Annotated in this window: 27 protein-coding genes and 1 other annotated feature; of the genes, 23 read left to right on the forward strand and 4 right to left on the reverse strand. The window is 45.3% G+C overall.

Going from position 1 to position 26,927, the window contains the following annotated elements; translation table 11 throughout:
* The first annotated feature begins 197 nt into the window (after window positions 1-197).
* Window positions 198-1,037, forward strand: a complete 840-nt coding sequence (locus ACN6MV_RS05175) for a YitT family protein (RefSeq protein ID WP_231574223.1) — start codon at window positions 198-200, stop codon at window positions 1,035-1,037.
* A 217-nt stretch (window positions 1,038-1,254) separates the two neighbouring features.
* Here the strand turns inward: ACN6MV_RS05175 and ligD are convergent, their stop codons facing one another.
* Window positions 1,255-2,139, reverse strand: coding sequence for a non-homologous end-joining DNA ligase (gene ligD, locus ACN6MV_RS05180; protein ID WP_076119893.1), 885 nt, complete (start codon window positions 2,137-2,139; stop codon window positions 1,255-1,257).
* A 137-nt stretch (window positions 2,140-2,276) separates the two neighbouring features.
* Here ligD and ACN6MV_RS05185 point away from each other — a divergent pair, with 137 nt between their 5' ends.
* From ACN6MV_RS05185 to ACN6MV_RS05200, 4 genes are all read left to right on the forward strand, one after another.
* Complete coding sequence (locus ACN6MV_RS05185; RefSeq protein WP_419885849.1) at window positions 2,277-2,864, forward strand: RNA polymerase sigma factor; 588 nt, start codon at window positions 2,277-2,279, stop codon at window positions 2,862-2,864.
* Window positions 2,828-4,012, forward strand: coding sequence for a hypothetical protein (locus ACN6MV_RS05190; protein ID WP_419885850.1), 1,185 nt, complete (start codon window positions 2,828-2,830; stop codon window positions 4,010-4,012). The genes ACN6MV_RS05185 and ACN6MV_RS05190 overlap by 37 nt, the downstream gene beginning before the upstream one ends.
* 653 nt (window positions 4,013-4,665) lie before the next feature.
* Complete coding sequence (locus ACN6MV_RS05195) at window positions 4,666-5,478, forward strand: hypothetical protein (RefSeq protein ID WP_419885851.1); 813 nt, start codon at window positions 4,666-4,668, stop codon at window positions 5,476-5,478.
* Between the two features lie 29 nt (window positions 5,479-5,507).
* Window positions 5,508-6,314 carry a hypothetical protein gene (locus ACN6MV_RS05200; protein WP_419885852.1) on the forward strand — a complete coding sequence of 269 codons (807 nt, stop codon included), beginning with the start codon at window positions 5,508-5,510 and terminating at the stop codon, window positions 6,312-6,314.
* Window positions 6,315-6,361: 47 nt separating this feature from the next.
* Here the strand turns inward: ACN6MV_RS05200 and ACN6MV_RS05205 are convergent, their stop codons facing one another.
* Window positions 6,362-7,309, reverse strand: coding sequence for an ATP-dependent DNA ligase (locus tag ACN6MV_RS05205; protein ID WP_419885853.1), 948 nt, complete (start codon window positions 7,307-7,309; stop codon window positions 6,362-6,364).
* A gap of 12 nt (window positions 7,310-7,321) precedes the next feature.
* Window positions 7,322-8,290, reverse strand: a complete 969-nt coding sequence (locus tag ACN6MV_RS05210; protein WP_419885854.1) for a Ku protein — start codon at window positions 8,288-8,290, stop codon at window positions 7,322-7,324.
* A gap of 140 nt (window positions 8,291-8,430) precedes the next feature.
* Between ACN6MV_RS05210 and ACN6MV_RS05215 the strand changes: the two genes are divergently transcribed.
* The 7 genes from ACN6MV_RS05215 to ACN6MV_RS05245 all read left to right on the forward strand — a co-directional run bounded on the left by ACN6MV_RS05215 (window position 8,431) and on the right by ACN6MV_RS05245 (window position 14,366).
* Window positions 8,431-8,601 (forward strand): hypothetical protein, encoded by a 171-nt coding sequence (locus tag ACN6MV_RS05215; protein WP_156114724.1) that lies wholly within the window; start codon window positions 8,431-8,433, stop codon window positions 8,599-8,601.
* Between the two features lie 31 nt (window positions 8,602-8,632).
* Complete coding sequence (locus ACN6MV_RS05220) at window positions 8,633-8,818, forward strand: H-type small acid-soluble spore protein (RefSeq protein WP_042131867.1); 186 nt, start codon at window positions 8,633-8,635, stop codon at window positions 8,816-8,818.
* A 212-nt stretch (window positions 8,819-9,030) separates the two neighbouring features.
* Complete coding sequence (gene tsaE, locus ACN6MV_RS05225) at window positions 9,031-9,513, forward strand: tRNA (adenosine(37)-N6)-threonylcarbamoyltransferase complex ATPase subunit type 1 TsaE (RefSeq protein ID WP_042124513.1); 483 nt, start codon at window positions 9,031-9,033, stop codon at window positions 9,511-9,513.
* A 5-nt stretch (window positions 9,514-9,518) separates the two neighbouring features.
* On the forward strand, window positions 9,519-10,352 hold the full coding sequence (tsaB, locus tag ACN6MV_RS05230; RefSeq protein ID WP_042124514.1) for a tRNA (adenosine(37)-N6)-threonylcarbamoyltransferase complex dimerization subunit type 1 TsaB: 834 nt from the start codon (window positions 9,519-9,521) through the stop codon (window positions 10,350-10,352).
* A complete protein-coding gene (gene rimI / locus ACN6MV_RS05235) occupies window positions 10,349-10,873 on the forward strand; it encodes a ribosomal protein S18-alanine N-acetyltransferase (RefSeq protein ID WP_076118049.1) in 525 nt (174 codons plus the stop codon). The genes tsaB and rimI overlap by 4 nt, the downstream gene beginning before the upstream one ends.
* Complete coding sequence (gene tsaD, locus ACN6MV_RS05240; protein ID WP_042124518.1) at window positions 10,870-11,919, forward strand: tRNA (adenosine(37)-N6)-threonylcarbamoyltransferase complex transferase subunit TsaD; 1,050 nt, start codon at window positions 10,870-10,872, stop codon at window positions 11,917-11,919. Before rimI ends, tsaD begins: the two co-directional genes overlap by 4 nt.
* A gap of 389 nt (window positions 11,920-12,308) precedes the next feature.
* Window positions 12,309-12,592: a binding site (T-box leader), on the forward strand.
* Between the two features lie 238 nt (window positions 12,593-12,830).
* The gene (locus ACN6MV_RS05245) at window positions 12,831-14,366 is read left to right on the forward strand and encodes a 2-isopropylmalate synthase (RefSeq protein WP_042124522.1); all 1,536 of its coding nucleotides are present in this window, start codon (window positions 12,831-12,833) and stop codon (window positions 14,364-14,366) included.
* Between the two features lie 406 nt (window positions 14,367-14,772).
* On the opposite strand, the gene ACN6MV_RS05250 is transcribed toward ACN6MV_RS05245, so the two are convergent.
* The gene (locus ACN6MV_RS05250) at window positions 14,773-16,713 is read right to left on the reverse strand and encodes an ABC-F family ATP-binding cassette domain-containing protein (protein WP_042124525.1); all 1,941 of its coding nucleotides are present in this window, start codon (window positions 16,711-16,713) and stop codon (window positions 14,773-14,775) included.
* Window positions 16,714-16,957: 244 nt separating this feature from the next.
* Between ACN6MV_RS05250 and ACN6MV_RS05255 the strand changes: the two genes are divergently transcribed.
* The 11 genes from ACN6MV_RS05255 to ACN6MV_RS05305 all read left to right on the forward strand — a co-directional run bounded on the left by ACN6MV_RS05255 (window position 16,958) and on the right by ACN6MV_RS05305 (window position 26,880).
* Window positions 16,958-17,593, forward strand: coding sequence for a 5-formyltetrahydrofolate cyclo-ligase (locus ACN6MV_RS05255; protein WP_375104909.1), 636 nt, complete (start codon window positions 16,958-16,960; stop codon window positions 17,591-17,593).
* 3 nt (window positions 17,594-17,596) lie between these two features.
* Window positions 17,597-18,070, forward strand: coding sequence for a cyclic pyranopterin monophosphate synthase MoaC (moaC, locus tag ACN6MV_RS05260; RefSeq protein WP_419885855.1), 474 nt, complete (start codon window positions 17,597-17,599; stop codon window positions 18,068-18,070).
* 79 nt (window positions 18,071-18,149) lie between these two features.
* Window positions 18,150-18,635, forward strand: coding sequence for a MogA/MoaB family molybdenum cofactor biosynthesis protein (locus ACN6MV_RS05265; protein ID WP_020429419.1), 486 nt, complete (start codon window positions 18,150-18,152; stop codon window positions 18,633-18,635).
* A 137-nt stretch (window positions 18,636-18,772) separates the two neighbouring features.
* On the forward strand, window positions 18,773-19,015 hold the full coding sequence (locus ACN6MV_RS05270; RefSeq protein ID WP_042124532.1) for a twin-arginine translocase TatA/TatE family subunit: 243 nt from the start codon (window positions 18,773-18,775) through the stop codon (window positions 19,013-19,015).
* A gap of 150 nt (window positions 19,016-19,165) precedes the next feature.
* Window positions 19,166-19,936: a twin-arginine translocase subunit TatC gene (gene tatC, locus ACN6MV_RS05275; protein ID WP_419885856.1), complete on the forward strand. Its 771-nt coding sequence runs from the start codon at window positions 19,166-19,168 to the stop codon at window positions 19,934-19,936.
* Window positions 19,937-20,394: 458 nt separating this feature from the next.
* A complete protein-coding gene (groES, locus tag ACN6MV_RS05280; RefSeq protein WP_036676506.1) occupies window positions 20,395-20,676 on the forward strand; it encodes a co-chaperone GroES in 282 nt (93 codons plus the stop codon).
* A 78-nt stretch (window positions 20,677-20,754) separates the two neighbouring features.
* Window positions 20,755-22,383, forward strand: coding sequence for a chaperonin GroEL (groL, locus tag ACN6MV_RS05285; RefSeq protein ID WP_042124534.1), 1,629 nt, complete (start codon window positions 20,755-20,757; stop codon window positions 22,381-22,383).
* A gap of 305 nt (window positions 22,384-22,688) precedes the next feature.
* Window positions 22,689-23,819 carry an ROK family protein gene (locus ACN6MV_RS05290; protein WP_419885857.1) on the forward strand — a complete coding sequence of 377 codons (1,131 nt, stop codon included), beginning with the start codon at window positions 22,689-22,691 and terminating at the stop codon, window positions 23,817-23,819.
* Between the two features lie 20 nt (window positions 23,820-23,839).
* Complete coding sequence (locus tag ACN6MV_RS05295) at window positions 23,840-24,562, forward strand: 6-phosphogluconolactonase (RefSeq protein ID WP_419885858.1); 723 nt, start codon at window positions 23,840-23,842, stop codon at window positions 24,560-24,562.
* 15 nt (window positions 24,563-24,577) lie between these two features.
* On the forward strand, window positions 24,578-25,489 hold the full coding sequence (locus ACN6MV_RS05300; RefSeq protein WP_419885859.1) for an ROK family protein: 912 nt from the start codon (window positions 24,578-24,580) through the stop codon (window positions 25,487-25,489).
* Window positions 25,490-25,494: 5 nt separating this feature from the next.
* Window positions 25,495-26,880, forward strand: coding sequence for an alpha-galactosidase (locus ACN6MV_RS05305; protein ID WP_419885860.1), 1,386 nt, complete (start codon window positions 25,495-25,497; stop codon window positions 26,878-26,880).
* Window positions 26,881-26,927 lie beyond the last annotated feature (47 nt).

Genomic DNA, 26,927 nt, shown 5'->3' on the forward strand with positions numbered 1-26,927 from the left:
GTTCCATTCATTATTAGGGCTTATTTTGTGATATAATAATTGTATAAGAAGAAATGTAAGAAAGTATAGATAATAATTATACTTCCGAATGTTTCAAAACTATACTGTTAAATTGTAGGGGGAGTTCTATGAATGTGAGTCCACAAATGATTGCCAACGAGGAACAGAGCAAACTCCAGAAGACCGGAACACATAAAATGGCTAAGTTCGCCCAGCGAATGATCATGTTATCCATCGGGGCAGCAATGATGGCCGTTGCACTAGAAATATTCCTCGTACCGAATGAAATGATTGATGGTGGAATTACAGGTATCTCCATTATTTTATCATATCTTTTCGATATTCCTCTGGGGATTTTATTGACGCTGTTAAACCTTCCGTTCTTGTTAATTGGTTATAAGCAAATCGGTAAGACCTTTGCTTTATCTACTTTATATGCGATCATACTTATGTCTATTGGGACTTCATTGTTGCATCATGTGAGTGCCTTTACGGTTGAGCCCATGCTTGCTGCCGTGTTTGGCGGTATTATTCTTGGTGTTGGTGTAGGGTTAGTTGTACGTTTTGGCGGATCTTTAGACGGTACAGAAATTGTTGCTATTCTAGTAGCGAAGAAGCTTCCCTTCTCTGTAGGTGAAGTTGTTATGTTCTTCAACCTGTTCATCTTATCCGGAGCTGGATTTGTGTTCGGTTGGAATAATGCGATGTTCTCACTAATTGCTTATTACATTGCATTCAAGGTAATTGACATTACACTTGAGGGTCTCGATCAGTCGAAATCGGTATGGATTATCAGTGATAAATTCCGGGATATCGGTGAAGCTTTGACGGAGCGTCTTGGACGTGGTGTTACTTATTTAGATGGAGAAGGCGGATTTTCCGGGGAGAACAAAAAAGTGATCTTCGTGGTTATCACCCGTTTGGAAGAAGCTAAGCTTAAATCCATTGTTGAGGATTGGGATTCAGGTGCATTCATCGCAATAGGTAACATTCATGATGTTAAAGGCGGCCGCTTCAAGAAGAAAGCAATTCATTAGTTTAAATTATGTTAGCTTGGCACTTTAGTATTATTATCTGAAAGAAGGTATTTTTACGAATAATGGAGCAATAAATACGGTGAACAAGACTCGATATGCCGTATTCTTATACAATATACCTTCTGTCCTTGAGTGGGACGCCTGATAAGCCCGTAGCGTGAATTGATGCTGCGGGCTTATTGCTGTTTTTGGGGTTTATTATTTGTGGGGTTTTCCCCTATGGAAGCTTAGCGATGAGCTGTTGGACAGGCTGCGGCGGCACTTTTTCCAGAAGATCCCCCATACGTTGCAAGCGTTCCTCAATATTGAGCAAATGAAAATCAGTAGGGGATACGTTCTGCCGAACCTCCTCCCAGAGCAATGGTGTGGATACAGTAGCGAGCGGCCTAGCGCGTGGTGTATAAGGTGCAGCTAATGTTTTGCCACTGTAATGCTGGAGGTAGTCAAAATAGATTTTATCTCCGCGATTTTTCTTCAGTCGCTCCAAGGTGAATAAATTGGGATGCTTCTCGGTGACATAACGACCGACAAAGTGTCCGATTTTTCGCAATCCGTCAAAAGTAACGCCGGTCTCGATAGGGACTATGATCTGCACCCCCGTAGCGCCGGAGGTTTTGGGCACAGAAGATAAACCAAGAGAGGTTAAGACCGTCCCAACGATTGCAGTTGCTTCCATGATCCGGGGCTCGACTTCACGTGACGGGTCTAGATCAATCATCCACTCACAAGGCAGATCGCTGCCTACATAATGCAAAGAAGGGTGAAACTCCAGAGCAGCCAGATTACCCAGCCAGATCAGCTCAGCTAAACCTTGCAGCTTGATATAATTAATATTCTCGTGAACAGCGGTCTGGACAAAGGCCGGCAGAGGATCAGGGGCATTTTTCTGATAAAAGGACATTCCCGAGACACCGTGCGGATAACGAATAACGGTAAGCAGCCGATCGCGGCAATAGCGCAGCAGGTAGGGAGAGAGGGCGGCGAGCTTTTCCAGATAGATCCGTTTTGTAATTCCGCAATCCGGCCATAGCAGCTTCTCTGGGTTAGTGATGGTTATCTCTTGGCCGTCTACGGTAATTGTACCTTTGATGGCTGCTGGCATCCGGAAACTCCTTTCTGTTATAGGAATGAGGGTATTATGTGCCAGTCTGTTTCTTTTCATGAAAAAAATATTTCCAAAGTGTCCCTTTTGGATGATCATAAGAGTTATAAGGTTATACGGTTATGTGAAAGGGGAGTGTGCTGATTTTGGACGGGATAGAACACACCGTCGTTCGGGTACAGGCAGGCGAGGTAGAGTCCTATGCCCTTATCGTCGAAGCTTTTCAAAAACCGATTTACCGCTATTGCAGCCGGCTGCTTGGGAGCCGCACGGAAGCGGAGGATGCGGTGCAGGATATTCTGGTGAAGGCATATCAGCATATAGGCACGTATCGTCCCATCGCGAGCTTTTCTTCCTGGTTATATAAAATTGCCTATCATCATTGCCTCAGCCTGATCCGCAAACGTCAAAGACATTTGAGACTTATGGCGCTTTTTCAACCAGATCCGCCTGCAGAAAGCCCGGAACAGTTGATGGACCGTTACATATTTAACGAACATCTGACTTTTGCTCTCGCGAAGCTGAAGACAGAGGAGCGAAACTTGTTAGTGCTGCGAATCTTTGAGGAACAGAGCTTCCCGGAAATTGCGGAGATCCTCGATAAGAATACGGATGCTGTGAAGAAGAAATACAGGCGAACGATTGCGAAGCTTGGCAAAACGATGAATGCTCAGAAAGGGGGGACGGAATGGTGGGGCAACGAAGCTGTGTTGAAGAGAAAATGATAAAGAAAATGGACGCATTGGGGAACTGCGACGAACTAGATGTAAAAGCAGCAGTTATGAATCGGGTAATGGCAATTCATGATCAACAGAAAACGATGGGCGGAGAAATGACAAATCTCAGAGACGAACGGGAGTCATTCTCAGAGACGGGAGATCCCGTTATGCAGAAGCAAGCGAAGATACTCCCGCATCCATCTAAATTTAGAAAAAGACTTCTCTCAGGGGTCTCCGCAGCTGTATTGCTGGGGATGATCGGATTTGGTGCCCTTCAGCTGTCTGGACTTGGAGATTTAACGGAACATGGTAGCCAGTCTACAATTGATATCACGCAACCTCCGGATGGAGCTATTACGCTAGTGAACAGCGGAGGGAAGGCTATTGTACAGACGGTGCACTATAATACTCCTATTCCTTCGACCTCTCCTGCGATAGAGAAGTATCTGAGTTTATTGGCGACTTATAAAGAGCAGGTGCTTGCTCACTTGAATGCTGGAGAAATGGCTGCTTATTATGTGAATGATACTGAGTTTACTAAGTTGGCCAAAGGTTTAGGCTATGGAAATCAATTGCAGTTCGCTTTCAGTTCTCCGGTGTATTCTAATCATCAAGATTTCGTGAAAAAATTAAAAGGGACTGGGGATTTCTGGCCCGAGCTGCCTTCCATACTCGCTAATGGTTATGAATTTGAGTACGCCACTTTTAAAGCTGCTCCTCCTTACTGGCCGATAGACAAGGAATATAAAGAAATGCTTGAACAATTTCTAAAAAAAGCAAAGGTCGATAAAACAGGCCAAAAGCTGTTTATGGAGAAGATCGCTGTGAATGCCATAGAGAGTGCTGAGGTTACCTACCATAAGGGGGATCAAACAATTGAACTATCCTTAAATCAGAGCGCCTATATGGGTGGTATATCGCAAGTGTCTATCTTGGAAGGTCAGACTGCCGAAAAATGGTCTATGACAGGTACTGGTAAAGAAGCAGTTTTTATCGCAGCAAGTACAGAGAAGGGGGAGCAGACTTGGTCTTCCCGGAATCTTTTGTATTGGTATGATGAAGCCAGCCAGACGATTCGTAGTCTAAATGATGGACTGAATGAGAGTTTAACCCGTGAACAATGGCAAGTGATTGCTAACAGTTTTATTCGCTAGTTACTGTTGTTCTATCCGTACAATATGCGAAGCTGTCTCAAAAGTAGTGAAATCTACTTGGGAGGCAGCTTTTTTATGGAATAGGAAAAGTAATGGATTTTACTGTACCATGTGACAATATGCCACGCGTAGTGTTCTATGCTACTGGTTGGGGCGGTGGGCGATGTGCTATGTATGATTTACTTGCGGCTTGCAATAGATGATTTGTGGATTACTGATATATGTGACGGTGGACTATGGGCGATACGTTCTGTGTCTATGCAATGTATAGAGTCCTTTAAATTAATTAGGGAAAAACTCCCTAAAAATAACCGATATTCGCTCTAAATGAACGAAATCAGGGAATTCCTCCCTAATAATCATAGGAATTTCTTTATTCGTTGCCGAATAGGCCAAATTTCAGGGAAGTTTTCCCTAATTATAAGTCCGATGAACAGAAATCTCTGAATTTTAGGGAGATATTCCCCAATTACTCTATAGGTGCTTCACATATTGCATCCCTTGGCGCGTCACTTGTAATGTTAAGAACAAAAAAGAGGCTGTCCCAAAAGCCATGATGGTTGCTTGGGGCGGCCTTTTTTTTGTGAGAAAATGTCCCTTTTTCTCTTGCTGGAGTGTTATAGAAGTGTAATTAGAAGGAGGTGATTTAGAAATTGAAGCTAAATGATGAACTCAAAAAAACACTGATCGTGCTCTCGGCAGCAACCTTGTTAGGAACAGGAGTAGTTGTGAGTGGGGGTGCGTCTGGCTTGTCCCTTTCGGTCGCAGCTGCCTCTGGACAGCAGACTGCAGTACCAACCGATCAGAAGCTCCAGAAGGAACTGCAGACCCTGGTTGGGGGATTGAAGGAAGGTACGTACTTGGCCTACTACGTACGTGACAAAGTCTCTAACCCTCAGGATACGATCAGCTTCTCTGGCAAAGGATTTGTCTTTAAAGACTACAAATCCTTTGCTGCTAAATTCAAATCGTTGAAGGGCCCGGCTACTCCACAGCCCGGAAATCTTCCTAAGGGCTTCGCTCTGGCGACAGCCATTATTTATCCACCGTCTGTAGCAAACGATTCAGAGCTGTATTTACAATTAGAGCAGGAACTAAAGGCAGCGGCGGCAGGTGATCCCAACAAACAGTTGTTTAGCAAGATCATCAGTTGGAGCCAAACGAACTTGTCTATGCAGCTGTATGCCAAAGGAAAAGCCAGTTTTAGCATTATAACTGGAGTGCCGCCCGCCAAACTCCCCGAAGGAGCTGTGCCTTTTGTACGAACTTCGGAAACTAAGAAAGAAATGACGGTCAACGGTAGGAAAGTAATTCTTACAACCGATTCGGCTAAAGATGCAAGCTTCAACACTAAGCTAGTATGGCTGGATAAATCAGGCGCGATACAATATACCCTTTCAGACAATCGGGTCAGTAAGCTGACGACAAATGAAATGTTGGCTGTAGCTAAAAGCATGATCAAATAACCGAGCGGTTATAGGAGGATATTATAAAGATGATTAAAAAAAGTGCGGCCATCACGGGTTTGAGCCTGATAGTGTTAATGAGTGCGGTAAGTGGAACAGCAGGCGCAGTGCCTGCGGGGAGCAATAATAAAAGTAAAGGTACGGTTCCGGTTGAGCAGAAATCACCACCGGTATCGCCAACGATTGAAGCTTTGATTGCCAAAGAAAATATAGTTCCCTTAAAAGCGGGCGAAGTTAAAGTCCTTTATGTAAACGACAAGAAATCTAATCCAGATGAAACCTTGAGTATAAGATATATGCCTTACAGATTCAGTTCTACAAATGAAGCTGCGCAGAAGTTATCCTCATTAAGCGGAAAGTCACTCTTGATACCAGCCTCACTCCCGGAGGATTATAAGCTGCAGGATGTCGTTTTAAATCCAGTGCTTCCGAAGTTTTTCAGTGCAGAGTATAAAGCCCTCAGAGATCAGGTAAAAGCTAAAGCACAAGCTGCTGGTAAAAAAGTGATTTCACAAAGCTTTAAGTGGAGTGATACAGAAACCTCTATCACTTATCTTCGAAATGGGGAGAGATTAAATTTAAAATCAGCTCCAGCATATATGCTTCCGGAAGGGGTTACTTTAGCGCAGCTGCCTGGTGACCAGGATGAAAATTTGACCATCAACGGGGTTGAAGCAGTCTACACGGTGTTTGGTCCTCACCATGGAGATCTAAAAGTTCAGCTTGTATGGTCCAGTACGGATGGAAGTATCGATTATACGCTGACGAATACGAAAAATACTGCGCAGACTAAAGCAGAGCTGGAGGCTATTGTGACGACTCTTACAGCGCAATAAGAAACGTCCTCTCGATAAATTCGGGAGGACGTTTTTTTGGAAAGAGTTTATCCTTTTTGTTCCATAGTACATGATTCGGGAGGAAGATCTACCCTCGCTTGAGTAACCGGCTGACGAAGAGTGCCTGAGGTATTCCATTCCAGAAAATGAACTTTGAAGACAAGCTTCGGTTTTATCCAAAAAGCACCCTTCCCTCGCTGGGGATCAGCTGTAAAGGGCATTTGATCTATTTTTAAATGCTGTACCTCTGCAGTTAAGTCGCGTTTATCCTGTACAGTCAATTTGCCTGGCCCGGCATGACCGATATAATGCAAATTCCCTTTATCATCATACAGCCCAAGAAGGAGCGCATTGACGATGCCGTCTCGGAACGTTACACCCCCGGCTACTGCCGTAAGATCAGAAATGATTTTGCGTTTCTGCCAGCGTTTATCTTTTCCACCGGGAGCATAAGTACTGTTGATATCCTTACAGACGATTCCCTCTAAGTTCTGACTCTGAGCAGCGGCGAATAATTCTGTGGGATCGGTATAACTGGGTACGGCCTGAACATGGGGATGCGGCAGCAGAATATCGTTTAGCAGCTGCTGCCGTGAGAATAAAGGCTGATCCATCGTCGATTGGCCATTATAAAACAGAATATCAAAAATCATATAAATGACAGGAACCTGATGCCTAACGACGGAAATGGTGGAGCCATTCTTTAAGCTGTCCCTCCGCATTACCTCGTGAAATGAGGGCTTGCCGTCCTTGAGTGCAATGATTTCACCATCAAGAATAACGGAATCAGCCTTGCAGTAAGCAGATACATCAGTAAGCTCAGGATATTGCGCTGTACGGTAATTTCCACGTCTGTTAATAAGCTGAGTAGTGCTTCCGTTGTAATAGGACAACATGCGAACGCCATCCCATTTAATCTGTGCAATCCACTGGTTGCCTGCTGGAAGCTGCCCAGCCAGTATAGGTTCAAAAGGAATAATAGGCTGAAGCTTCATCAGCAGAGCCTCCTAAGATACGGTTGTTTTACTTTTTGGGCTGCGGCGTTTCGGTTTTGGTGCAATGACAGGAATAGTTCCAGAAGCTTCGTTTTGCTGATCGGCAGGCTCAGCTGCTGTCTTAGTCTTGGAAGTTTTTCTTTTGGCAGCCGGAGCCGCTTTAGTCTTGGTCTTCTTGGTACCTGCTAAGGAAGGTCCAGGATCTGTAGGGATATGCTGTACAGCCTGAATACTGGCCTGCAGTGCTGCCATTAGATCAATCACATTGCTCTCCTGTTTAGCGGGAGCGATATGAAATTCTTCGCCTGCAATCTTATGTGAGATTAGATCAAGCATGCGCTGACGATAATCATCGGTATATTTTGCCGGATCAAAAGGCGTGGATAGCTGTGAAATGAGCAGCTTAGCCATATCCAGCTCTTTATCATTCACCGTCCCTGCTTCGGGCAGGCCAGGCACTTGCGAGACCGGACGCACTTCATCAGGATAAAAAATAGTCTCGATGGCGAGGCAATCCTCCAGCACACGAATAGCAGCCAGACTGCTTTTTGAACGAATCGATATTTTGGCGATGCCAATTTTACCAGTTTGACGCATGGCCTCCATAAGAAGGCGATAGGCATTTGTCCCAGCCTGATCCGGAGATAAGTAATAGGTTTTTTGAAAATAAATGGGATCGATCTCCGTCAGGTCAACAAAGTCGAGAATGGTAATGCTTTTACTGCTTTCGTCAGTTAATTGATCCAGTTCCTCCTTGTCGAAGAGAACGAATTTCCCTTTTTCATACTCATAACCCTTGCCGATTTCTTCCCAAGCCACCTCTTTGTCACACACCGGACATTTACGTACATACGACAGTGGGCTGCCGCATTCCTTATGGATATAACGCAGAGAAATGTCCTTGTCTTCTGTAGCGGAGAACATCTTAACTGGAACATGCACTAGCCCGAAGCTGATGGCTCCTTTCCAAACGGTATGCATGAGTAACGCCTCCTGATCTAAGTTATTCTGCTTTGGGTTAGTATGAGGCAGGAAAGGCTTTTCTAGCCGGGTGCATTTTTTGAGAAGCATGGGAAAATATAAAATCAGGCCTTTAAAGCTGAGGAGGAGAATACAAAGGGATGGAACCAAGAGGTAATGATTGGAGCGATGCGCTGAGCGAGCAGGATATACCGGCAACAGTAGTGGATTGGGACAGCATAATTGCTCCCCCGGAGGCTAGTCAGGTATCCGATTCGGAGAAGCTGGATGCAGAGCGAACGATCGAAGATACATCACCCTTAGAATCGTAAACTTTGAGAACAATAAAGGAGGAGAACAGTGGTGGACGTCAAACGAGCACAGGATATTTATGCTTCAAAAGAGACGGTAAGTGTACATTTGGATGGAGAACCTGTATGGATTGAGCATGTGGATGCACAGAACGGAATGGCTACGGTGCAAGTAGGCTCAAGACCAACCAATACGCATACAGTAGGCGTGGAACGGTTAGAGGAGCAAGAACATTAACGAATGACTACTCAGAGTGTGTGAATAAGCGAAATCAAACCTGTATAAAAGAGACTCTTTATGCTTATTTTTGCGTAGAGGTCTCTTTTTCTATTGTAAGCATACTGACATGTAAGATTGAACAGGGACAGTTGTTGCGGTGGATGGAGCATACCGATATAATTAAATGTAATGGTTTTTGGCAGGTATATATTAAAAGGTGGTAGTTGTAGTTGGACAATACAGACGAAACGGTGTTCACTTACCGTTCATACAGCCTCCAGGATACAGAGTTGCTTGCAGCTGCTCTAGCTACTGCTTCGTCGCCTGGGATGGTTATAGGTTTGGATGGCGATCTGGGCGCAGGAAAAACGGCATTCTCGCAAGGGTACGCTCGGCATCTCGGCGTAAAGGGGATCGTAAACAGTCCTACTTTTACAATTATTAAAGAGTATGAGGGCCGTCTACCGCTATATCATATGGATGTATATCGGATTTCGCTTCAGGAAGCGGACGAGCTTGGACTAGATGAGTATTTCTACGGGCAAGGCGTCTGCTTGGTGGAATGGAGCAGTATTATTACGGATTTAATGCCGCCGCGGCATATGCACATATACATGGAAACAGTCGGGCCGGATGAAAGAATGATTACGGTGACCGGAATTGGGGAGCCGTATGGTGAGCTTTGCCGGAAGCTGATCCAGAAGTGGGGTTAAGGAAGATGACGAATCAGAATACAGAGCCGCGCAAGCGGCTTTTAGCGCTGGATACATCAACTGCAGTATTAGGCGTGGCAATTACAGAGAATGGGGAACTACTGCATGAAATTAATGCTTCCGGAGAACGGAATCATTCAGTACATTTACTGCCGATTATAGAGCAGGCGCTGCAAGCTACGGGAACTACTGCTGCAATGCTGGGAGGGATTTCTGTAGGTGTGGGTCCTGGATCGTATACGGGAACACGTATCGCAGTTACTGCAGCCAAAACGCTGGCATGGGCATGGAATGTCCCGGTAGTTGGTATTTCGAGTCTACATGCAGTGGCATGGGGCGGATATCAAACAGCCCTCAAGAATAAGGCGCAAGAAGAGTTAGGACAAGCTAATGAGAACAGTGGCTTCGGGCCTGATTGGATCATTCCACTGATGGATGCACGTCGAGGACAGGTATACACCGGACTTTTCGCAGCTGAGAGAAATAACGCTCCTAGCCGTCTTGAACCTGATGCCATCCGTCTGATGGCAGACTGGGTAGATTATTTAGCTGAACGTTTAGAACAGGCGTCAGTTGAGGGTAATAAGCCCGCTGTTCTTTGGTTTGTTGGGGAGACTGCTGTGCATGGCAGCGAGGAATCGCTTCGTCCATTGAAGGATCTTGGTGCTTCTATTGCAGTTCCTTATGAAATGGAAGGCCGCTGGACAGGATTTCTTGGAGAAGCGCGGATTCTGGTAGAGAATGATGATATCCATAGTTTGATCCCTAACTATACTCAGATTTCAGAAGCGGAGGCCAATCTGCGGTTAAGCAGAGAAGGAGGCTTAAAGAAACAATGACGGAAGCGGAATCAATGGGAGCTCAGGAGGCTGAACTTGTTTTTCGTTTGATGAAGTTGGAGGATATTCCTGACATTCTTATCATTGAACGGGAAGCCTTCACGATGCCTTGGACGGAGGAAGCTTTTCGAAACGAGTTGACACATAATCATTTTGCAAAATATATGGTTATGGAGCTGGCAGGTCATATTATCGGTTATGCCGGTATGTGGGCCATCGTGGATGAGGCGCATGTGACGAATATAGCCTTGCTCGAAGCCTATCGTGGACGTAAATGGGGCGAACGCCTGCTCGAAGAGCTTATGAAGACGGCGTCTTATGTGGGGATGAAATCGATTACGCTTGAAGTACGGGTATCGAACGAGGTAGCACAGAATTTATATCGTAAAAAAGGCTTTCGTTCTGCCGGCACACGCAAAGGATATTACTCCGATAATCGCGAGGATGCGCTCATTATGTGGGCGGATCTGCCAGAGTATGAGGAGCATGGCAATATGGAAGGAAGCGTGGAATTAAAATGAAGACAGAAACGGGCGCAGCTCAGCCTGTACTTATACTTGCTATTGAGACGAGTTGTGATGAAACGTCGGTCGCTGTGGTTAAAGATGGCTCTGAAGTGTTATCCAACATTATCTCGAGTCAGATTGAGACGCATCGCGCCTTCGGGGGCGTGGTACCAGAAGTAGCTTCCCGTAAGCATGTGGAAGTGATTACGCTGGTGATAGAGGAAGCACTCGCTACAGCAGGGGTTACACCAGATCAATTGTCGGCGGTGGCAGTTACGCAAGGCCCGGGTTTGGTGGGGGCTTTACTTGTCGGGGTAGTAGCAGCCAAGAGTCTTGCTCTCGCATGGGGCAAGCCGCTGATTGGCACTCATCATATTGCAGGACATATTTATGCTAACCGTTTAGTGGCAGAGTTGCAGTATCCCTGCATGACACTAGTGGTATCCGGCGGACATACTGAATTGGTTCATATGGAGCGGGAAGGTCAGTTTCGAATTATCGGACGCACCCGTGATGATGCGGTAGGCGAAGCCTATGATAAAGTGGCACGGGCACTGGGATTCCCTTATCCTGGCGGACCTCATGTAGACCGTCTTGCACGAGAAGCGGCGGAGGTTGTAACGTTGCCAAGAGTATGGCTTGAGCCGGATTCTTATGATTTCAGCTTCAGTGGCCTAAAGTCGGCTGTGCTGAACGTTGTGAATCAGAGTAAGATGAAAGGTCTCACACCAGATGTGGCGGGTATTGCCCGCGGGTTCCAAGAATCTGTGGTTGAGGTTCTGGTGGAAAAAGCAGTACGTGCTGTTAAAGCTACTGGCTCCAAGCAGTTATTGCTGTGTGGAGGCGTTGCTGCTAATGCTGGACTCCGCTCGGCATTGATCTCGCGCTGTGAAGCGGAAGGCATTGAGCTAATTATTCCACCTCCGGTATACTGCACGGATAATGCAGCGATGATTGGAGCGGCTGCTTACGTTAAGTGGCAGCATGATGGCGGTACGCCGCTGGATATGGTTGCAGACCCAGGGTTCTCACTGGAACAATGGTCTGTATCCGCCTATTGACATCATTTGGAGCTAGCGAGTATAATCAGTTCAATTATACAAGGAAACGCGATGAGCAGAAGTAGTAAGGATACTCTGGGATAAGAGAGCTGCGGGTAGGTGCAACGCAGTCGAAGGAGACCTGAACTCGTCTAGGAGCGGAGCGGTGGAAACATTGCCGGCAATTGTCGCCGGAACGTTCGTACACTGTTTACGGGTAACCTCCGTGAAAGGGTGGTCGAGTATCTAACATACTGGACCGTAGAGTGGATGTTCAATTGGGATCGGCAGTAATTTAACCGGTACAGAGCATCAACAAGAGTGGTACCGCGAAGGTTAACAGCCTGTCGTCTCTTGAATGAGATGGCAGGCTTTTTTGTATGGATTTAGAGTAGTGAGTAACTTATATACAACACGCTAGGAACGGGAGTAGTAGAGAAAGATGGTGAACAGAGAGCTGCGGGGTGGTGCGACGCAGTCACCGGATGTCTTGAATCTCGCCCGGGAGCGGAGCGGCGGAAAGAAGAGTACGCTGCCTACGGCTGTCCCCGTTATCGGACCTTTCCGGTCCATCCTGATATCCTCAGGATGGACCGGGAAGAAGAGCTGGACGCAGCTTAACGGCTTGAATTATTTTAATAGCCTATGCGTCAAAAAGAGTGGTACCGCGGAGGGGTAACCCGCCGTCTCTTTATTAGAGACGGCGGGTTTTTGCGTTCTTATAGAAGCGGTTCCGGTTACGGACTCAACGCTACATAAGACGCCAAGAGTGAACCCTCAGCACATTCCAAATTGTGCAGTGGATTCATTCGTATCAGCTGCCGGCAGCAGTGGGTGGGGAATTTAGCAGGACTACAAGTCGACGTGTGGATCTGCGCTGAAGCATAGGCTAGGGTAAGGAATCTAATAAGAGGAAAACAGGAGGAATTCAGATGATTATTCCAGTAAAGAAACGTATACAAATTTTCGATACGACTCTGCGAGACGGTGAACAGGCTCCGGGCGCAAGTCTGACCCCAGAGCAAAAAATACTGCTGGCCTATAAGCTCGCAGATCTGGGTGTTGATGTGATGGAACCTGGATTCCCGATATCGAGCCCTGGTGATTTTGCAGCAGTACAGACGATTTCACGTAAGGTGCGAAATGTGGAAATTTGCGGTTTTGCACGGGCGGTTAAAGGGGATATTGACGCGGCAGTCCGGGCAACCCAAGATGCTGAACGGCGGCGGATTCACCTGTTCATCTCCTCTTCTGATATTCATTTGCAGCATCAATTGCGTATGAGCAGAGCTGAAGTCGTAGCCAAAGCCCGCGAGATGACGGCTTACGCGCGTCAATTCTCTGATGTCGTTGAATTCACGGCGATGGATGCTGCGCGAACAGGAATCGATGATCTGATTGAAATGGTTGAAGCTGTCATTGAGGAAGGCGCTTCTATTATCAATCTGCCCGATACGGTCGGTTACGCCTTGCCACATGAATACGGGGAAATGTTCCGACGAGTGCGGCTGGGAGCAAGAGGCGGGGACAAAGTAAGCTATAGTGCCCACTGTCACAATGATTTGGGGCTGGCTGTAGCCAACAGTCTGGCGGCGATTGATGGAGGCGCGACACAGATCGAAGTCACTGTGAACGGAGTAGGTGAGCGTACCGGGAACTGTGCACTAGAAGAGCTTGTGATGGCGCTCGAAACCCGCGGGGATGCGATTGGGGCAGAGACAGGTATTGTGCTAGATAAGTTGTACGATACTTCGCGGATGATCAGTGGAGCAATGCATTTTCCAATTGCCTATAACAAGCCAGTCGTCGGAAGAAATGCTTTCCAGCATGAGTCAGGGATTCATCAGGACGGTTTGCTGAAGGATCGCAGCACCTATGAGATCATGGATCCGGAACGGCTGGGCATCCCACGTAGCATGATCATTCTGGGCAAGCATTCTGGCAGACATGCGCTGAAGGACCGGGCGGCGAAGTATGGCATTACGCTTGAGCCTGCGGAGCTGGATGCATTGTATGAATCGTTTAAAGAGACCGCTGACCGTCAAAAGGTTGTCAGTGATGACCAACTGCTGCAAATGGTAAGCACTACTACTGGACAACAAGCTCAGGTTTATGAATTGGGCGAGGTTCAGGTATTGGCAGGTAGCGCCCAGCGCCGGGTGGCCGCTGTTACGGTTCGCCATTTGAAGTCTGGACAGGAAACTTCACATACTAGTACTGGGGATGGTCCGCTTGAGGCCATTATCGCTGCTATAGGCCAAGGGATAACAGAGGACATAGATTTTGCGGGACTTGAACTGCATTCACTTGGAAGTGGAGAGAATGCCCAAGCGGAAGCGGCTGTGATGGTAGAGTGGGAAGGGCTTAAATTTAGAGGCACAGCTACGCATCAAGATATTATCATGGCAGCAGGAATTGCTTACATTGCAGCCTGTAACGCTGCGCTGCTCTCTACACAAATTGTTTAATATATATAGACCCGCTGTCTGATTTAGAGATAGCGGGTTCTTTTTTATCATAAAATGAGGGGTTTTTGGAGCGGTTACGTCTTTTGTCAAGTTGTGGACAACGTTATCCACATATTCTGTCTCAGTTGTGTAAAAAGTGCGTAAAATCAGCAATGTCAGCTCTTTTTAAAAAGCCCTTATAACCATTTTTGTTAGCAATGAAACCTTGTGGGAATTGTGGATAATGTGGATAATTCGGTGGATAATAATTCCTGTACTTCGAAAATACCGATTTAACGCATAAAAAGAGCCCCTAAGGGGCTTTTTTAGTAGGTAGTTATACACGAAACCTGTGTATAGAGCTGTGGATAACTAATTATGAACAAATCGAGAAATATGAAAAAATATTTATGGAGTGGATTTTACATTATTCGTCAGCAAGGATTTCCCATTCGTTAAATAAATCTGTAAGCTGAGTTTTTTTGTTTTTTAGGTCCTCTTCATAACCTTGAAGTGCTAAATAATCCTGATAAACTTCAGGTTTAGTCATTTCATTCTCTATAAAAGCGATCGACTCCTCTAGTGAGGCAATGCCTTCCTCGAGCTCAGCGATACGCCGCTTCCGGTTGCGCTCTTCACGCTTGGCTTGCTTATCCGCTTCGAAGGAGGAAACAGTGCTTTTTTCAGGAACTGCAGCATCCTTGTTGACGTTCTTGGAGGCTAACTCGGCGGCATCTTTCGCAATCTCTTCTAATTCTCGTTTTTTCTCGATATAGTCATCGTAGTTACCAAGGTATTGGTCGATCCCCTCGGGATGAAGCTCCAGCACGCGTTCAGCCATTTTGTTGAGGAAATAACGGTCATGAGAAATGAAGAGTAATGTACCTTCGAAATCAATTAAAGCTGATTCCAGCACCTCACGACTGACCAAATCTAAATGGTTGGTTGGCTCATCGAGAATGAGCATATTTGCGCCGCGCAACATGAGCTTCGATAATGCCACGCGTGCCTTTTCGCCGCCGCTCAGCGCGGAGATCTTCTTAAGAACATCTTCACCGCTGAAGAGGAAGTTGCCAAGAATTGTACGGATTCTGGCTTCCTCAATCATTGGGTATTCACTCCATAGCTCTTCCATTACCGTATTTTTTGGATTAAGGCGTGTCTGCTCCTGATCATAATAAGCAACCTTGACTTTCGTGCCCCAATTCACGGTTCCAGCCGACGGCTCCCGGGTACCGGTCATACACTGCAGCAGTGTAGATTTACCGATACCATTAGGACCGATGAGTGCCGCGGTTTCTCCACGCCGCAGTTCAAAAGAAGCATCCTTAAACAAAGGTGGACCATCATTAAAGGAAACGGCTACATTACGAACTTGCAGCACTTCTTTACCAGACATGAAGTCGGGCTCGAAGGAGAAGCTGGCTTTCTTCAGATCGCCCATCGGTCGATCTATGCGGTCCATCTTCTCAAGCGCTTTGCGTCTGCTCTGCGCACGTTTCGTTGTAGATGCTCGCACTATGTTTTTCTGTACGAAATCTTCCATTCTTGAAATCTCATCCTGTTGTTTCTCATACTGTTTCATTCGTGCTTCATATTCAGCAGCCTTCAAATCTACATACCGGCTGTAATTGCCTGTATAACGTCGAGATTGATGACGTTCGATCTCTACAATAGTAGTCACAAGCCGGTCCAGGAAATAACGGTCATGAGATACAACCAGAATTCCGCCAGCATAACTGCGAAGATAATCCTCAAGCCAAGTTAATGTTTCAATATCCAGATGGTTCGTAGGCTCATCCAGCATTAGAAGATCGGGAGCCTGAAGCAAAATGCGGGCTAATGCGAGCCGAGTCTTCTGGCCGCCACTAAGTGTGGCGATGGGTGTATCCGGTGGGAACTCGCCGAAGCCCATGCCGTGCAGGACACTTCGGATTCGTGTATTCATTTCATAACCGCCGTGATCCTTGAACCAATCTGATCGGCGGGCATATCGTTCGAGCAGCTCTTCGTACCGTTTTGGGTCTTCTGCCAGCTTAGGATCAGCAATGCTTACTTCCATCTCTCTTAGCTCAGCCTCGGCTTCGATTAACGGTGCGAAAACGGCCATCATCTCTTCATGAATGGTTTTGTCAGATTGAAGTCCGCTATTTTGGGCTAAGTACCCGATTGTAGTTTCTTTTGATTTATGAATTTGACCGCTGTCGTAGGACATTTCACCAGCCAGAATTTGTAGAAAAGTTGATTTGCCGGCACCATTAACACCTACGAGTCCAACACGTTCCTTTTCATTTACCTGGAGGCTTATGCCGTCTAGTACGTTCTGTATACCATATGATTTTGTAATTCCTGTCGCTTGAAGAAGCATAACGATGAAACCTCCACCCTTGCATATTTCGCCTTGGTATTTATACCTCAGCCGTATGAACAACTTATTCTATAGTTTACATGAAAAGCGTTTCCCAAGCGAGAGCTCGATATATCGGAAGCAAGGAATAAAGACCTGGCCCGGAAACACAGTCCTATCCACCTTGGCGAACCGGGGAGAAGAGTGGTAAACTGGATTTACAAACAAGGATAAGCTTGGGATAAATATATGGGGGTGACCGACGATGTCAAGTAAGGGGTCGGTGATCTCCAAAATAAAGCAACAACTAAGAACTGAGAAGACCATCGCCCGAAACGAGCTCTCCTCGGACCAGAGAAGGGAATTGTCTTTTCTGGTCTGCAAGCATGCATCAGAGTGGGTGAAGACGAAGGATATCGCCTCACTGATGGCTTATGTATCTTTCCGTTCTGAACTCGATACCAGCGCGCTTCTTACACAGGCGTGGAAGGATCAGCGCAGGGTACTGCTGCCGCGTGTTATTCCGGCAAGTGGTGCAATAAGTGTTCATAGGGTGAGCGCGTGGAGTGAGCTTGAGCCGGGGGCGTATGGTATCCATGAACCTATTGTATCCGGCAAAGATTCACAAGAAATTGAAGTTGTTACACTACCCGAGGTTGTGTTTGTTCCGGGGCTGGCTTTTGATCTCCAGGGGGGTAGGCTTGGTTACGGCCGAGGATACTATGATCGATTGCGTGCGACATGGGAGACGGAAGAGTATGCCGCTGCGAAGCCGCCTGTCTGGGTCGGGCTAGCCTATGGTATGCAGCTGGTTCCGAAGGTGCCCATGGATGAGCATGATGCCTTTATGGACATGCTGATTACTGAAAATGGCATAGTGCACTGCCGAAAAGGAGAGTGAGCCGTGGAATTGACCCATTTTAACGAGCAGGGAAGAGCTCGTATGGTGGATGTGAGTGAGAAGGAGATTACGAAGCGGACAGCTGTCGCGCGGAGTAAGATCAAGATGGCAACGGAGACGCTTAGTGCCATCAAGGAAGGTAAGATCAGTAAAGGAGACGTACTTGCCGTTGCGCAGATCGCTGGGATTATGGCGGCCAAGAAGACGTCTGACTGGATTCCGATGTGCCATCCGCTCCCGCTTACCGGTATTGACATCAGCTTCTCCGATAACAGCGAAGATGAACTTTATATAGAAGCAACAGTCCGTACTACCGGAAAGACCGGAGTTGAAATGGAGGCGTTGACCGCTGTTTCTGCCTCAGCACTAACGGTATATGACATGTGCAAGGCTCTTCAGAAGGACATGATTATCGGACCAACGCTATTAGTGTCTAAAAGCGGGGGCAAGAATGGAGATTACGCGCTTGAACCTTGATCAGATCTTATGTTCGATGCGCTGAAGCAAGCGGGCTGCACTGTACAGCCAATTATACATAGAGAGGGAGGACAAACCTATGGCGTGGAAAACAGCAATCCTAACGGCCAGCGATAAAGGGGCCAGGGGCGAACGGGAAGACACGAGCGCCCAGGTTATACGGGAGCTGGTGGAAGAGGAGCTTGGGGGCGAGATTGTTGAATATCGAATCGTGCCCGATGAACAAGATGAGATTATCGCAGCTTTGATAGAACTGACAGATTATTTTCAGGCGGATCTGGTATTGACGACCGGAGGTACCGATCTAGCAATACGCGATGTGACTCCGGAGGCTACTCGGCGTGTAATCGAGCGGGAAGTACCTGGACTTTCAGAAGCGATGCGAAGTACGGTGATGCAAAAAAACCGTGCGGTGATGCTGTTCCGCGGGATATGCGGCATTCGTGGACGCACGTTGATTGTTAACTTACCGGGTACACCGAAGGGTGTTCATGAGAATTTGGCAGCCATTATGGATCAATTACCGGAAGCGTTACTAATGGTAACTGGCCAATACCGCCAATAACATTGTCATATTCTTGTCACGTCACAAGGATAAACTATTTATAGAAGATAGTGGATGTAACTGTGACATAAGTTATGGTATTATTAGTTTATCGTAAACGATGCCATGATCGGATAGACGGACAAGGAGGAATAATAATGTTTAGTGGAATTGGAACTCCGGGTATTATCTTGTTGGTTATACTGGCACTGCTCCTCTTTGGCCCGAATAAACTGCCAGAGTTAGGCCGCGCAGTTGGACGAACCTTCCGTGAATTTAAGGAAGGCGCACGTGAAATCATCGGTGATACTGATCCGGTGAAGAAGAGCGAAGCTCCTGTGCCGACGGCCCCGCAGACGGTCGCTGCAGATATTCCTCAGGACAAACGCCTGCCGGAATAATAATAAGTTTAACAATGGGGCTATCTCACAAGTCTAATAGACTTAGGAGACGCCCCTTTTTCAATTTGCTTGTTGCTTTCTGCAGAAACGGGCACAGCTTTACACAAAGCTGGTGTAATGTTTCTACTCTTGTCATGGGATGGTGTCAGGATGTCTCTCGAAACGGAAGAAATGTCGGTGGTGGATCATCTCACCGAGCTGCGTAAACGGATTATTTATGTGCTGATTGTATTTATTCTTGGATTGGTAGGAGGTCTGTTCTGCGCCAAGCCCATTTACGATTATTTAATTAGTACAGATCTAGCACAGGGCTTTGTTCTGCATGCGTTCTCATTCTGGGATGGTATCGGGATGTATATGAAGATCGCGATGGCGGTTTCGCTTGTCATTTCAATCCCCTTTATTGCTTATCAATTGTGGGCGTTTATTAGTCCAGGCCTTCGACCGGAAGAGCGTAGTGCAACATTGCGTTATGTTCCATATGTTTTTGTTCTTTTTTTAATCGGTCTTTCTTTTGCTTATTACGTTGTTTTTCCAATGGCGCTTTCGTTCACGATCTCAATCACCCGGAGTATGGGGCTGGAAGAGACCTACGGAATTGCGCAATATTTTAACTTCATGTTCAGTCTGGTGCTACCTTTAGCGTTGTTGTTTGAGCTTCCGCTGCTGGTGATGTTTCTGACCAAACTGAGGATTCTTAATCCGATACGCTTGCGTAAAATGCGTCGATACGCCTATTTCACGCTTGTCTTTATCGCCGTAGTCATCACTCCCCCGGATTTCATCTCGGACTTTCTGGTGACAATTCCACTGCTCATTTTGTATGAGTTCAGTGTATTCTTATCTGCATTTGTCTATCGCAAACAGCTTGCTGCGGATGCAGCGCGGGAAGAACAGTATGTCAAGAGTGAGGAAGAATGATTAAGGGCTGTCGCTAAGTAGATATTTCTACGAAAGAGACAGCTCTTTTATTTTTAAAACGCCGTCAAAGTAAAGATGTGTTTAGTCTTTTTGAAATGTTCGAGCGTAGGTGGTACAGTTGAAACTACGGGGAATCAAACGCATATTTTCACACCCTGTGGATAGAATGTTATAGAGTGTGCGCCTGGGACAACCAGTGAAACGTTGTTTTTACGAAAACAAATGCGAATTTGTGTAAAAGGACTTGAAATTCGGGCTCAAGTTGAGTATCATAAAAATTGTTGTTAGCACTACAGACCGTCGAGTGCTAACGCTTATGAAAAATATGAGATGGACCAGAGATTTGTAGCGTCCAATTGATATTTTTCATAAACATCAGAGAGTTAGAAGTAAGGCCGGCAAGTTCTAAACTATGTTTTGAAGCAAAATAACATAATTTTAAAGGAGGCTATTTTTTCATGATCAAACCTTTAGGTGAACGCGTATTGGTGCTACCGAGCGAGCAGGAGGAAACCACTTCATTCGGGATTGTGCTTCCGGACTCCTCGAAAGAAAAGCCACAAGAAGGAACAATTATTGCAGTAGGCAGCGGAGCTTTGAAAGATGGAGTACGTGTAGCGCTTGAAGTAAAAGAAGGCGACCGTGTTCTTTTCTCAAAATATGCAGGAACAGAAATCAAATACGAAGGTAAAGAATATTTGATTATGAAAGAAAGCGACATTCACGCGATTCTTGACTAAGCGAGAGTCGATCATAAGCTAAATCTAAACTACTTAAAGTAACGTGATATACAAAAAATTCTAGGAGGTAATTACACAATGGCTAAAGAAATTAAATTTAGTGAAGAAGCTCGCCGCTCTATGTTGCGCGGTGTAGATGCTTTGGCAAATGCGGTAAAAGTTACACTCGGACCAAAAGGCCGTAACGTGGTGCTTGAGAAAAAATTTGGTAGCCCGCTTATCACTAACGATGGTGTAACTATCGCTAAAGAAATCGAACTTGAAGATGCATTCGAGAACATGGGTGCTCAACTAGTTAAAGAAGTTGCTACTAAGACTAACGATGTAGCCGGTGACGGTACTACAACTGCAACGGTTCTGGCACAAGCTATGATCCGTGAAGGTCTGAAAAACGTAACTGCAGGCGCTAACCCAATGGTTATTCGCAAAGGGATCGACAAAGCAGTTCGTGCAGCTGTTGAAGAATTGCAAAAAATTGCTAAGCCAATCGAAGATTCCCAAGCTATCGCTCAAGTAGCTGCTATCTCTGCTGCTGACGAAGAAGTGGGCCAATTGATTGCTGAAGCTATGGAAAAAGTAGGTAAAGACGGTGTTATCACTGTTGAAGAATCCCGTGGATTCGCTACTGAGCTTGAAGTCGTAGAAGGTATGCAGTTCGACCGCGGTTACATTTCCCCGTACATGATCACTGATACGGACAAAATGGAAGCTGTTCTGGAGAACCCATACATCTTGATCACTGATAAAAAAATCAGCAGCACTCAAGAAATTCTTCCATTGCTTGAAAAAATCGTTCAACAAGCTAGACCGCTTGTTATTATCGCTGAAGATATCGAAGGCGAAGCACAAGCTATGTTGATCGTGAACAAACTGCGTGGAACATTCAACGCTGTTGCTGTTAAAGCTCCTGGCTTTGGCGACCGCCGCGAAGCTATGCTGCAAGATATCGCTGCTCTGACTGGTGGCCAAGTGATCACTGAGAAGCTCGGTCTTGATCTGAAGAGCACTTCCATTGAACAACTGGGTAACGCACGTCAAGTACGCGTAACTAAAGAAAACACTACAATCGTAGACGGAAGCGGCGACAAAGCGGACATCAATGCTCGCGTAAGCCAAATTCGTGCTCAACTGGAAGAAACAACTTCCGAGTTCGACAAAGAGAAATTGCAAGAGCGTTTGGCTAAATTGGCTGGCGGCGTAGCCGTTGTCAAAGTTGGCGCTGCAACTGAAACTGAATTGAAAGAGCGTAAACTTCGCATCGAAGACGCCCTGAACGCAACTCGCGCTGCGGTTGAAGAAGGTATCGTTTCTGGTGGTGGTACAGCTCTTGTGAACGTATATAGTGCTGTTGCTGCTGTAGATGTAACTGGCGACGAGAAAACAGGCGTTAACATCGTGCTTCGTGCGCTTGAAGAGCCAATTCGCACCATCGCAGCTAACGCTGGTCAAGAAGGTTCCGTAATCGTGGACCGCTTGAAAAAAGAAGCAGTAGGTATCGGCTACAACGCTGCTACTGGTGAATGGGTGAACATGTTCGAAGCAGGTATCGTTGACCCTGCTAAAGTAACTCGTTCTGCTCTTCAAAACGCTGCATCTGTAGCGGCTATGTTCTTGACTACTGAAGCTGTAATTGCTGACAAGCCAGAACCAGAAAAACCAGGTATGCCTGACATGGGCGGCATGGGTGGAATGGGCGGCATGATGTAATAAGGCTGATTAAGCCTTGAAATAGGGATGGATTAGAGGCTTCTCATGAGTTCATTGAACTTGTGGGAAGCTTCTTTTTTTGTGGTGTGCCTAGAAAAAACACTTGTAAATGGCTGCATCATAAAGCAGTTTGATTTAATTTTAAGATAGAGAATAGATTAATTTAAGAAAGTTAAATAAATGCACTTGAGCTTTCACTCTAGTGAATATATAATAAATGTAAGAGGTCGTTTCGGACCTGTATTTTTTTAATTAATTATTTAACTAACTTTATTAATTTACTTAAATAAAAGTATGGAGGACCTATGAAATCATTTCTGCCCAATGATATTAAAGATGAGAACAGGAAAATAGTCTTCGATATTTTGCTTCAACATCCTGAACTGGCGAAAGTCGAGATTTCAGAAAAAACAGCAATGAGCTTTGTTACTGTAAGCAAGATTGTCACTTTTTTTGAACAGATTGGTTTATTGACTGCCACTGGTGAAAGTCGAGAAGGCTCTGGCGGCTTGGGAAGAAAACGTACGGTTTACAGATTTAATGAAAACAGCTATACGACAATCGGAATACAGATTATTGGCAATACGATTACGGCGTTACTTATTAATCTACACGGCAAGATCATAGATTCGTATTCGATTGAAACAGATATTCCGTTCCATAGTCAGCAGTTCACTTCGGTATTTATAAAGCTTGTGGAACATTTGAAGAGTAAAGCGAAGGAAACAAATAGTGTTGTTTTAGGAATTGGTATTGGCGTTGATGGCGCGATCAATATAAGAAAGAAAACGATTCGGATGAGAACGCATCACAATAAAGAAAACGATTTTGAGTATGAGTCTATTATTGAAAATCTCAAGCGTGAAGTGAATTTGCCTATTCTTCTGGAGAATGATGTGAACACAGCCACTGTGGCGGAATTTCGGAATCTTGAAAACTCAGATCAAGCACCGACGAGTCTCGTTCATGTTGCTGCAGGTGATGGCGTTGGGGGCGGCTTGATCATTAACAAAGAGCTACACCGCGGCGTTAATGCAAGAGCAGGAGAGCTGGAGTATATGTGCTTTGATTCAGAATACAAGCGGACTCCATCATCAGTCGGTTGGCTGGAAAGCAGATTAGCCATTAAGTACTTGCTAAGCGCATATGATTTGAATTCAGCTAATGACGTAGAAGCTTGCATTAATTATGTTTCGAAGAATCTGGCTTTAACGATTACAAATATAATCAGCATTCTGGATATCGATCAGGTCATTATTAGCGGTAAAACGGTAGCGCTGTTCCCGGAACGTATATTGGATCGTACGAAAAGTTATGTCGAGCAATATACGGAGTGGACTCCACAAATTTCTGTGAGTGACTTACATCAATCAACAGCAATGGGAGCAGCGATACTTATTCTCCAGCAAGAGATGATGAACGTCATTTCGGATTAAACAACAAGGAAGTGAACAATATGATCAGAATCTTTGATAACGAAGAAGAAGTAGCAAACGAAATTGCCAGAGAGATGAAAGATCGTTTAATTAACGATCATCATCCCGTGTTCTGCCTAGCTTCAGGGAGCACTCCACAAAAAAGCTATCAGAAGTTTTCCAATGATGCGGACATCCACTCAAAGATCAAAAGGCTTCACATCGTTAGCTTGGATGAGTGGGTTGGTATAGATAAAAGCTCTGAAGGAAGCTGCTATCAGATGTTGAATCAAGATCTATTTTCGCAGATTTCACTGGATGGTAGCCAGATTGAATTTTTTAACGGAACATCGCCGGATATAGAGCAGGAATGTTTACGAATTGATCGCTTTATCGAGCAGCACCCGATTACCTTCAGCTTGATGGGCGTAGGTATGAATGGACATATTGGATTAAATGAACCTGGCGGCCCAGTATTGAATCGTAGTAGTGTTGTGGAATTGTCGGAAACGACTAAGATAGTCGCCCAAAAATATTTTCTTAAGCAGACTGAATTAAAGCAAGGCATTACATTAGGTTTGGAACAGATTGCAAGTAGTAAAAGAGTTGTTGTCGTCATAACTGGAGAGCGCAAAGCCGCTATCGTAAAGGAGATTCTCACAAATTCTGACGCACAACTGCCTGCCCAGCGATTGCTTGGTTATGAGCATATAGATTTCTATTTGGATGCTGCAGCAGCTAAATATATGGATCAGTCATCATAGTTGAGGAGCGTAAATATGGGTAGCTTCGTTATTGGAGTAGATATTGGAGGAACAAATATTAGGGTTGGATTAGTGAACGAGCAACTTGAACTTGTTCGGAAGGAGTCAGTATTAACAAGAGGCTTCCAAGATGCTGACGAAATTTTCAAAACCGTCAAGGAAATGATCGCTAAAGTCGACCACGAACAGCAAGCAAGTAAGATAGGCATTGTATTGCCGATTCCTTGGAATGATCAAACACAGATTATTCGAGATATAACCAATATTCCTTGCCTAGAGAATGTGAGTATCGAAACTATCAGGGCGTTCTTTCCGAATTATGAAGTGTCTTTTGAGAATGATGTAAACGTGATCACCGTGCTTGAATCGGATCATGGAGCTGCCAAGCCTTATAACCAATCCATATATATAACGGTTAGTTCAGGCATTGGATGCGGTATCATACTTGATAAAAAAATCATACAAGGAGCACATGGATATGCGGGCGAGATCGGAAGCATGATTATTTCCGATAGCAAAAGAAATCATTCAACGCTGTATAACGGTACTTTGGAATCTCTATGCAGCGGCACAGCTCTTGAAGCGGAAAGTAAGCTTTTATATGGCAGCGCTACCACTTCGGGTTTGCTGTTTGAACGCTATCATAGGGGGGACCAGCAAGCGATTGAAGTGATTGATAGATGGGTGGAGTACTTTTCCAACGCAATAGTTAATTTGATGCAAATCATTGATCCGAACATTATTGTTGTCGGAGGAGCGGTCATTCATCACAACCAGTGGCTGATTGATAGCGTTATTGAAAGCGCTAAAAAGAAAGTTCTTCCACACTTAAAAGAGAACATTAAAATCGTGTTAACTGAATTTGGACCTGATGCCGGAATGATTGGTGCCGGCTATAACGTTTATAAAAAGGCAAAAGGAGCTTGAAGACCATGAAAAAGTTGAAGGTTGCGTTAATCGGAGCAGGAAGTGTTTCCTTTGGACTAGGAGCACTTCAAGATCTCGTGTTATCAGAACGTTTGAGAAATCAAGTAGAACTCGAAATCGCACTTATGGATATTGTAGAAGAGAATGTGAATAGAACGTACAAGTATGCAACCGAAATGTTTACGGCATTTTCTCATCCTGCGAAGATTTGGCAAACGACGAATTTGGAAGATGCCTTAAGAGAGGCTGACTTCTCCATCGTTGCGATTGAGGTAGAAAGATATCATTACTGGTCACAAGACTTCCACATTCCGCGCCGTTACGGTAGCAAGCAGCTATATGGAGAAAACGGCGGACCAGGATCAATGTACCACACCTTGAGAAATTTAGGTCCGATGCTGGAAATTGCAAAGACAATGGAGAAGGTATGTCCAGATGCCTGGCTAATTAACTATACGAATCCGGAAGCGAAGCTAGTGGAAGCCATCTCCAAATTAACTTCAATCAAAGTGGTGGGCTTGTGCCATGGTTTAGACATGGGGATTCATCAGCTAGCTGAATTCCTGGAGATGGATAGTAAAGATATTGCAGTTGAAGGCGGCGGATTGAACCACTTTGGCTTCTTTACGAAGATCTGGAACAAGAGTACGGGAGAGGATTTATACCCTCTATTCCATGACAAAGAAAAGCAAGCTAACCGTTTGGCACATTTCGATCATATTGGATTATCCAGAACTTTGTACCATACTTATGGCTACTACCCTTACCCCGGGACTAACCATTGTGGAGAGTATATTTCTTGGGCAGAGGATTTCTATGTTGGACTACCTTTGCAGTTCCGTTACAATCCAATGAGCGAGCAGCTGTGGAAGAAGGACTCCAGAACACCTGAATTTGTATACTGTGCAAGTGGCAGTACTTTGGATAAAGGCTTATTCGAGAATACGCTGAATCAAGAGCAGTGGTCTGAGCAGGCTTATCTATTTGATAAAGATAAGGTTCAAATTAGTAATGAATATGCAATACCAATTATTGAAGCGATTTTCTTCGACGATGAAATCGAGTTGAATGCTGTTAATATGCCAAACCACGGCGCTATTAAAGGACTTCCAGAGGATATGGTTGTTGAAACACAAGCGATCGTTAATAAAAAGGGTATCGTATTTAAGCCAATGACGGTTGAACTGCCAACTGCCATTATCGGAATGATCCATATTCAAGGTACAATCCATAAGCTGTTACTGGAGGCGTTTCTTGAAGAGTCGAGAACAAAATTGCTGCAAGCGATCCTGCTTGATCCGCAAGCACCAACCTACTATCAAGCTTGTGCGATGATCGATGAAATGTGTGAGCTGCAACAAGAAATACTGCCAAAGCTGGAGTGGAAGTAAGACATCTTTAATAAAAACGGCCTCAGTCTGATGAAATTCAGAACTGA

The organism is Paenibacillus sp. B-A-8, assembly GCF_048572915.1.
Classification (GTDB): domain Bacteria; phylum Bacillota; class Bacilli; order Paenibacillales; family Paenibacillaceae; genus Paenibacillus_AQ.